Below are 7,117 nucleotides of genomic sequence, written 5' to 3' on the forward strand. Positions count from 1 at the left end.
CCGGCCTCGGGGTCGCCGGCGAGGACGAGCACGCCGCGGGCGTCGCCGTCGGCCCGGGCGAGCAGCCAGCGCGGGCCGTCGAGGGCGAGGCTGTCGACGCGCTCTTCGGGCAGGGCGACGAGCTGGCGCAGGTCCCAGGAGCTCGCGCCCTCGAGGGTGGTGAAGCCACGCAGGCCGCAGCCGCCGTCGAACCACCACAGCCGGGCGTCCTCGGTGGTGCTGACGATCGTCGGGGCCTCGGTGAGCAGCACGCCGCCGAGCTGGTCCGGGCCAAGAAGCGCACGCGCTTGCTCGAGAAGGGCACGTCGCCCACGCAGGCCGGGGTCGGCAGGCTCTCGCTTTCGCCCCCGCCCCCGCTCTCGCCCCCGTCCCCGCCCCCGCCCCCGCCCCCGTTCAGGTCGACGATGACCATGGCCTCGTCGCCGTCGCAGGCCAGGGCCAGGCGATCCTCGGCGATCTCGACCATGGACCAGGCGCCCGCGCAGCCGATGTCGGTGGCTTGCGGGGCCTCGCCGGGGCGCACGCGCAGGACCTGGCTGGGCTCGGTCCAGGCCGCCTCGGGGACCGTGAGGTCGTTGGCGAACACGCCGACGAGCAAGGCGCCGCCGCCCGCCGGGTCGGGGTGATGCTCAGGGCCTCGGTGACCTCGAGGCCGGTGATCTCGAAGCTGGCGAGGTCGTCGGCGTCGATCCAGCTCGCGTCCCCGAACGCGGCGAGCTCGGCCGCCGGGAGGCTGAGCAGCGAGGACAGCTCGCGGGTCGGGTAGTGGCCCAAGAGCACGTGCAGGCGCTCGCCGTCCCAGGCCAGGCCGTAGGGCTCGTCGAGGCGCTCGCCGCTGTTGTCGCCCTGGAGGTTGGGCTTGAAGTCGAGATCGAAGGCGCCGCGATAGGTCGCGCCGGGGCCGGCCGCGGTGTAGAGCTCGACGCGATCGTCGAGGGTCTGGCTGACGGCGACCAGGGTGCAGCGCTCCCCGCCGGGCAGCCGAGCAGACCCTCGGTCACGGCCTCGACGCCGTCGTCCTCGCTCTCGCCTTCGCTGTCCGAGGCGGAGGTCGAGGTGTCGTCGAGATCGGGGTTCTCGGGCAGGCAGCCGGCGACGAGGGCCGAAAGCCCGGTGACGAGCACGCCACGCATCGCTCGCAGGGTAGCACCTGGAGCCGGCCCTGGGCAGCCGCGCCGAGCTGGTTGCGGGTGGGGCCGAGCCGCTATGCTCTGCGGGCCATGGCCGATCACATCCCCGTCCGTCAGTACATGACCGTGCTCCCCGAGACCATCGACGAGAGCCTGACCCTGGCCGACGCCAAGGACCGGATGTACCGCATGGGCGGGCATCACCTGCCCGTGGTCAGCGACGGCAAGCTGGTCGGGATCCTCAGTCACGGCGATATCGCCGTGGCCGAGAGCGTGATCTCGGTGCCCAGCGAGGAGATCCTCGTGTCGAAGGTGATGACCCCGGTGCCCTTCACCTGCGGGCCGAGGCTCACGTCGAGGCGGTCGCCCGCGAGATGGCCCAGCACCACTATGGCTCGACGATCGTCGTCGACCGCGAGCACCCGGCCAAGGTCCTCGGGGTGTTCACGACCACCGACGCTCTGCGCGCGCTCGCGGAGCTCCTCGACGCTCGCGGATGACCTGGTTCGAGCAGCTCTTCGGCTTTCGCGAGGGCGCCTGGGAGGCGACCCAGGCCCAGTTCGAGGTCGAGGCCGAGGGCGCCAGCTTGCGCTCGCGGGCCAACGGCCGGCGCTTCGCGGCCGGGCGCTTCTCCACGCCCAGCGTCGCCGAGCTGCGGGCGGCCGCCCCGGCGCGCTCGGGCAGGGCGCGCGTCCGCCACGAGGGGATCGGCGACGTGCTCGAGCTGCACGCCCTGCCCGAAAACCGCGACGCCATGTTTCAGGTCGCCTCGCAGCTCAATTGCCTGGAGTTCGCGGATCCACGGGCGACCCCCGAAGAAGGGGTGACCGGCTACGCCGAAGATCCCACCCAGGGCCCGGCCTGCGCCCTCGCGGCGCCTGCGGCCACGGTCTATCGCAACTACTTCGCGCCCGTCGCCGGCGAGATCGGGCAGCGGGCGGATCGCCAGCTCGACAACCTCGCCGACGCGCTCGCGCTGCTCGGGGCGCCCGAGGCCTTCGTCTCGGTGCGCAACGGCTACGCCTTCTCCGACGCCGAGCGCCTGGCCGCGTCCGCGGATGCGCTGGCGAACCGCGGCCGCGAGGCCTTCGTGGACCGCGTGCGCATCGGCGTGCAGACCGGCGCCGAGGTCAGCTTCGCGTCGCGCTTTGCCGAGGTCAGCGCACCCACCACGGTCTCGCAGGCCTTTTGCTCGGCGCTCTCCTGCGGCTACGACCGCTCGCCCCGCAGCGCCTGGGCGCCGCTGGCCACGGCGGTGCTCGACGCCGCCTACGAGGCCACGCTGCTCGCCGCCCGGGCCGGCGTGGCGGCCGGGCGCTGCAGCGGGTCGTGTGGCTGACCTTCCTCGGCGGCGGCGTGTTCGACAACGACCCGCAGTGGATCGCCGACGCGATCGCGCGGGCGGTCCGTCGGGCGGGGGACGCCAGCCTCGACATCCGCGTCGCGCACTACCGCCGCGTCGACGCGACCATGCGCGCGCGCATTGACGCCGGGCTCCGAGCAGCCGGGCTCTGAGCAGCCGGGCTCTGAGCAGCCGGGCTCCGAGCAGCCGGGCTCCGAGCAGCCGGGCTCTGAGCAGCCGGGCTCTGAGCAGCCGGGCTCGGGTCAGCGAGGCGGGCCGTGGCCCGGGGCGCCGCGGGTGTAGGGGAGCGCGGGGACGCGGACCCGCGCCGAGACCTCGCGCCTGCGCTGGGCGAGGAAGATCGGCGTGAGCGCGGCCCCGGTCATGAAGCCGAACAGGTGGGTCCACCAGGCCACGCTGGCGTCCTCGGTCTCGAGCGCGGCCATCATCGCCTGGAGGCCGATCCACACGATCAGGTAGACCCACGCGGGCAGCTTGAGCTGGATGAACAAGATCAGCTGAAAGAGCTTGTTGCGGGGGAAGCACCACAGGTACGCGGCCATCACCCCGGCGATGCCCCCGGAGGCGCCGACGAGCGGGGCCCCGGAGTTCTTGGACAGCAAGACCTCGGCCAGGCCGCCGAGCAGCGCGGCCGCCAAGAAGATCGCCAAGAAGCGCGCGCGCCCAAACAGGTGCTCGACGTTGTCGCCGAACACGTAGAGGAAGTAGCAGTTGCCCAGCAGGTGGGCCCAGCCGCCGTGGAGCAGCCAGTAGGTCAGCAGCGTGTACCAGCTGCCCTGGACCAGGGCCGCGGGGCCGAGGCTGTGCCACTGCTCGAAGAGCGCGTTGGCGATCGGCGCCAGGCAGGGGCGGCCCTGGGGCAGGCCGTTGGCCCCCGGCATGCAGACGCCGAGGTCCAAGGTGCCGGTGAGCTGGAGGGCGAAGCACACAGCGAGCACAGCGAGCAGGGAGAGCACGGTCCAGGGGGTGCTCGTGGCCGGGTTCTCGACCTCCACGGGGACCTGGGTGATCAGCTGGGCGACCCAGATCACCCCGCGGCGCGTGAGCAGCTCACCGCGGCTCTTTTGACCCTCGCGGGTGGTCGCCTTGGCCAGCTTGGCCCGCTCGTTACCGTCGAGCCACAGGCCGCCGCAGCGGTGGCACTGATCGATGGGGGTGGTGATCTTGCCTGGCAGGGCGCGCTCGACCAGCATGCCGCAGCCGCGCGGGCAGGCGCGCTCGCAGGGCCTGGGCTGGGGGTCGAGGGCCTGCTCGATGTTGGCCAGGTTGGCGTCGCCGCCTGCGAGCAAGTTGAGCTCGCCGGCGTCGAACCACGCGCCGTTGCAAACGGGGCAGGCGTCGATGTGTACGACGATGGGGTGGGGTGCGCCGGGGCGCGGCGGCGGCAGACCCTTGGCGGGGATCGGCGCCCAGCGCCCACGCTCGACCGAGTAGAGGATCAGGGGCACCAGCGCGTGCAGGCGGCAGGCCGGACACTGGGCGTCGACGCGCTCGTGGGCGGATGCGTAAGGGGGGGTCACGGCGCCTCGACGCGAGTGTACGTGATCCGCTGCGCCAGCGCCTGCGCTCACTGACGGGGCTTCGGCCCTGTCGCGCCGACCCGCCGCGCCGATCAGTCGTGCCCTCTGGCCGCGCAGATCGGTCGCGCTGACGGCGGGGCGAGAACTTGCTAGCGTCCGCGCGATGTCCCGCGAACGCCTGATCGTCGCCCTCGATGTCCCCGACCGCGCGTCGGCCTTCGCCCTCGCCGAGCGCCTCGACGGCCACGTCGGCATGCTCAAGATCGGCCTCGAGCTGTTCGTGGCCGAGGGCCCGGCGATCGTCCGCGAGCTGCGGTCCCGTCACCCGCAGCTCGAGATCTTCTTGGACCTCAAGCTCCACGACATCCCCAACACCATGCGCGGGGCGATCCGCAGCGCCGCGGGCCTGGGCGCCCGGCTGATCACCGTGCACGCTGGCTCGGGGGTCGAGCACCTGCGGGCCTGCGTCGAGCAGGCCGAGGCGTCATCTGGTGGCACCCTTGGCGTGCTCGCCGTGACCGTGCTGACCAGCCAAGACCAGCTCGCCTGCGAGCAGGCCGGGCACACGCGCTCGCCGGCCGAGCTCGTCGGGATCCGTGCCCGGGCGGCCGCCGAGGCTGGCTGCGCGGGGCTCGTGTGCAGCGGTCAGGAGCTCGAGGGGATCACCCCGCTCACGTCCGGCCTGCTGCGCGTGGTCCCGGGCATCCGCCCGCCGGCGCCGAGCTCGGCGACCAAAAGCGGGTCATGACCCCCGCCCGGGCGATCGCGGCTGGAGCCACGCACCTGGTCGTCGGTCGGCCGATCCGTCAGGCCCAAGACCCCGCGGCCGCCGCCGACGCCATCGTCGCCGAGATCACCGCCGCCAGCTGAGTCACGCTGTCGATTCCCTGTCGACGCCCCGCCGAGACCTCCCCCGCCGACCCGAAGCACCGTGCCCTACCTGCTCGCCAAGGCCCTGCACATCGTCGGCTTCATCAGCTGGTTCGCGGGTATTTTCTACATCGTCCGGCTCTTCGTCTATCACGCCGAGGCTGGTGAGCGCCCCGAGGCGAGCGGGCGATCCTCCAGCCGCAGCTCGAGCTCATGGCCGGGCGGCTGTGGAAGATCATCACGGTCCCGCGCGGCCCTTTTGCAGGGCCAAGATCATGCCCTCGGCGGCATCGCGGGCGTCCACGAAGGCGTAGCCGCCGGCCGGGACCACCGGCGAGCGCTGCTCGAGGGCCCGGCGCACGTCCTCGGTGGAGCTGCCGTGAAGATCCCCGGGGCCGAGCAGCAGCGCCGGGTTGACGACCACGACCTCGAAGTCCTCGGCGTCGCGGGCCAGGGCCGACTGCTCTCCGTAGTACTTGCTGCGGTAGTAGGGCCACTTGTTGATCAGCGAGAGCGGCGGCTCGTCGCGCTCGTCGGCGACGCGCTCGGGTCGGTGCTGATCCCGATCGTCCCGCTGGTGCTCGCGACCACGGCCCGGCGCAGGCCCGCGGCCTTGCAGGCGTCGAGCACGACCTCGACGCCGCCGACGTTGACCCGGGTCATCTCGGTGGCGTCCTCGCCGGCGCGCGAGACCTTGCCGGCGCAGTGCAGCACGGCCACGCAGCCCTCGGCGGCCTGCTCGACGCTGGCCGGGTCGAGCACGTCGCCGGCGTAGAGCTCGAGCTCGCCCTCGGCCTTGGCCTCGAGCAGCATGCGGGCGGCGGGGGCCTCGACGTCGCGGACCAGGGCCGAGACGTCGTAGCCGGCGGCGCGGGCGGCCGCGACCACGTGCTGGCCCAAGAAGCCCGTGGCGCCGGTGATCAGCAGCTTGCCGGACTCGATTGCGCTGGTGGACTGGGTCATGGTCATGGCTTTCGTGCTCACAGAGCGAAGGCGCGCTGGAAGACCTGGAGCAGCGCGATGTCGTTGGACTTGACCTTGCCGGCCATGAATTCGGCGACCGAGGGCGTGTAGCTCTCGCGCACGATCTTCTCGAAGATCTCGACCGAGGTCTTGAGCACGCAGTCGGCCTTGCCGCCGTCGGGGCGACCGGGTTCGAACTGGGCCTGCTCGGCGTCGAGCTTCAAGGTCCACTTTCCGTCGGCGGCGCTGCCCAGGGAGAAGTAGAAGCTCGTCGGCTTGTCGACGGCCCCGGGCACGAAGCGGCCGCGGAGGTCGTCGAAGATCGCCTGGGTCTGCGAGACGCCGTTGGGCTTGCGCCCGGGCCTGGCCGAGGCCAGCGAAGCCGTCTCGCCGGCCTCTCCGCTCGCGCCCTCGCCCTCGGTCAGCGGCTCGCGCTCGAGGTCGAGCTGCCAGCCGTCGCGCAGGGCCGCGACGGCGTCGTGGGACAGGCGCGCGACCTCGCGGTAGGCGTCGGCGCGCTTCATCCCGCCGGTTCGCCGCTCGAGCTGCTCGATGGTCAGCGGCGGCCCGATCCGGACCTCGACCTTGCGCTTGCGCGGGATCGGGACCTTCACGCCCTTGGGCAGGGCCTTGTGCGTGCCGCCGAGCCACAGCGGGAGCACGTCCACGCGGTGGGTCATGACCAGGTGGCCGATCAGCGGCATGAACTCGCGCATGGTCCCGTCGGTGCTGCGCGTCCCCTCGGGGAAGATCAGCACCGTGCGCCCGCGGTCGAAGTGCTCGCCGGCCTGCTCCATGGCCTTGCGCAGCCCGGAGCGCCGGTCGAGGGCGGCCATGTTCGTGAAGTTCTCGAAGTAGGCCCGCATCCACTTGCTCTTGAAGAAGTAGTCCTCGGCGGCCAGGGCGACGATCTCGTGGCCGTAGCTGCCGAGGGCGTACTTCGCCAGGCCCATGTCGAGGTGCGAGGCGTGGTTGGCGACGACCAGGGTGTTGCGGTTGTAGGGATGTTGGCCTTGCCGTGGATCTCGACGCGCATGAAGCGGTCGTAGAAGGACAGCTGGCCCACGGTCAGCGCGGCCTTGGCCGGGTCGCGGATGAACTCGGGGACGTAGAAGTCCTCGTCGTCCTTCTCGATGTTGCGCGTGCGCGAGGGCTCGGCCTTGCGCCCGACCGCGGCCGTGAACGCGGCCTCGAGCTCGGACACGGTGCGCAGCGCCGAGAGGTCGACCTCGCCCAGCTTGGGCGCCGAGGCCGAGAGGATCGACGCGAGC

10 protein-coding genes and 3 pseudogenes are annotated in these 7,117 nt (G+C 72.4%); 6 read left to right on the forward strand and 7 right to left on the reverse strand.

The genetic code is table 11. From position 1 onward, the window contains the following. Positions 1 to 251: pseudogene (locus G6O69_RS38045) on the reverse strand (hypothetical protein); the annotation flags it as partial. Positions 252 to 410: 159 nt separating this feature from the next. On the opposite strand from G6O69_RS38045, the gene G6O69_RS38050 reads away from it, so the two are divergent. Then, positions 411 to 626 carry a hypothetical protein gene (locus G6O69_RS38050; protein ID WP_176397354.1) on the forward strand — a complete coding sequence of 72 codons (216 nt, stop codon included), beginning with the start codon at positions 411 to 413 and terminating at the stop codon, positions 624 to 626. Between the two features lie 3 nt (positions 627 to 629). Here the strand turns inward: G6O69_RS38050 and G6O69_RS38055 are convergent, their stop codons facing one another. Together G6O69_RS38055 and G6O69_RS38065 are read right to left on the reverse strand one after the other, a co-directional pair. Next, positions 630 to 1,133 carry a hypothetical protein gene (locus G6O69_RS38055; RefSeq protein WP_176397355.1) on the reverse strand — a complete coding sequence of 168 codons (504 nt, stop codon included), beginning with the start codon at positions 1,131 to 1,133 and terminating at the stop codon, positions 630 to 632. 242 nt (positions 1,134 to 1,375) lie between these two features. After that, complete coding sequence (locus tag G6O69_RS38065; RefSeq protein ID WP_176397356.1) at positions 1,376 to 1,516, reverse strand: hypothetical protein; 141 nt, start codon at positions 1,514 to 1,516, stop codon at positions 1,376 to 1,378. Here G6O69_RS38065 and G6O69_RS38070 point away from each other — a divergent pair. Genes G6O69_RS38070 through G6O69_RS38080 form a run of 3 tightly spaced genes read left to right on the forward strand, consistent with a single transcriptional unit; the run spans position 1,505 to position 2,645 of the window. Further along, positions 1,505 to 1,630 carry a hypothetical protein gene (locus tag G6O69_RS38070; RefSeq protein WP_176397360.1) on the forward strand — a complete coding sequence of 42 codons (126 nt, stop codon included), beginning with the start codon at positions 1,505 to 1,507 and terminating at the stop codon, positions 1,628 to 1,630. The genes G6O69_RS38065 and G6O69_RS38070 overlap by 12 nt on opposite strands. Next, positions 1,627 to 2,469, forward strand: a complete 843-nt coding sequence (locus G6O69_RS38075; protein WP_176397357.1) for a hypothetical protein — start codon at positions 1,627 to 1,629, stop codon at positions 2,467 to 2,469. The genes G6O69_RS38070 and G6O69_RS38075 overlap by 4 nt, the downstream gene beginning before the upstream one ends. After that, the gene (locus tag G6O69_RS38080; protein ID WP_176397353.1) at positions 2,460 to 2,645 is read left to right on the forward strand and encodes a hypothetical protein; all 186 of its coding nucleotides are present in this window, start codon (positions 2,460 to 2,462) and stop codon (positions 2,643 to 2,645) included. The genes G6O69_RS38075 and G6O69_RS38080 overlap by 10 nt, the downstream gene beginning before the upstream one ends. Positions 2,646 to 2,735: 90 nt before the next feature. On the opposite strand, the gene G6O69_RS38085 is transcribed toward G6O69_RS38080, so the two are convergent. Next, a complete protein-coding gene (locus G6O69_RS38085) occupies positions 2,736 to 4,013 on the reverse strand; it encodes a rhomboid family intramembrane serine protease (RefSeq protein WP_172303872.1) in 1,278 nt (425 codons plus the stop codon). A 163-nt stretch (positions 4,014 to 4,176) separates the two neighbouring features. On the opposite strand from G6O69_RS38085, the pseudogene pyrF reads away from it, so the two are divergent. Then, positions 4,177 to 4,883, forward strand: a pseudogene (pyrF, locus tag G6O69_RS38090) (orotidine-5'-phosphate decarboxylase). 61 nt (positions 4,884 to 4,944) lie between these two features. Further along, a pseudogene (locus G6O69_RS42610) lies at positions 4,945 to 5,012 on the forward strand (TIGR00701 family protein); the annotation flags it as partial. A 109-nt stretch (positions 5,013 to 5,121) separates the two neighbouring features. Here G6O69_RS42610 and G6O69_RS42615 read toward each other — a convergent pair. Genes G6O69_RS42615 through G6O69_RS38110 form a run of 3 tightly spaced genes read right to left on the reverse strand, consistent with a single transcriptional unit; the run spans position 5,122 to position 6,799 of the window. Then, the gene (locus G6O69_RS42615) at positions 5,122 to 5,502 is read right to left on the reverse strand and encodes an NAD-dependent epimerase/dehydratase family protein (protein WP_176397361.1); all 381 of its coding nucleotides are present in this window, start codon (positions 5,500 to 5,502) and stop codon (positions 5,122 to 5,124) included. Continuing rightward, positions 5,388 to 5,867 carry an NAD-dependent epimerase/dehydratase family protein gene (locus G6O69_RS38105; protein ID WP_176397358.1) on the reverse strand — a complete coding sequence of 160 codons (480 nt, stop codon included), beginning with the start codon at positions 5,865 to 5,867 and terminating at the stop codon, positions 5,388 to 5,390. The genes G6O69_RS42615 and G6O69_RS38105 overlap by 115 nt, the downstream gene beginning before the upstream one ends. Beyond that, positions 5,864 to 6,799: a 1-acyl-sn-glycerol-3-phosphate acyltransferase gene (locus G6O69_RS38110; protein WP_255216837.1), complete on the reverse strand. Its 936-nt coding sequence runs from the start codon at positions 6,797 to 6,799 to the stop codon at positions 5,864 to 5,866. Before G6O69_RS38110 ends, G6O69_RS38105 begins: the two co-directional genes overlap by 4 nt. Positions 6,800 to 7,117 lie beyond the last annotated feature (318 nt).

Source organism: Pseudenhygromyxa sp. WMMC2535 (genome assembly GCF_011083025.2).

Bases quoted from the DNA above. Each gene is read 5' to 3' on its own strand.
- G6O69_RS38050 (WP_176397354.1), top strand. From the start codon at position 411: ATGGCCTCGTCGCCGTCGCAGGCCAGGGCCAGGCGATCCTCGGCGATC.
- G6O69_RS38075 (WP_176397357.1), top strand. From the start codon at position 1,627: ATGACCTGGTTCGAGCAGCTCTTCGGCTTTCGCGAGGGCGCCTGGGAG.
- G6O69_RS38070 (WP_176397360.1), top strand. From the start codon at position 1,505: ATGGCCCAGCACCACTATGGCTCGACGATCGTCGTCGACCGCGAGCAC.
- G6O69_RS38110 (WP_255216837.1), bottom strand. From the start codon at position 6,799: ATGGGCCTGGCGAAGTACGCCCTCGGCAGCTACGGCCACGAGATCGTC.
- G6O69_RS38055 (WP_176397355.1), bottom strand. From the start codon at position 1,133: ATGCGTGGCGTGCTCGTCACCGGGCTTTCGGCCCTCGTCGCCGGCTGC.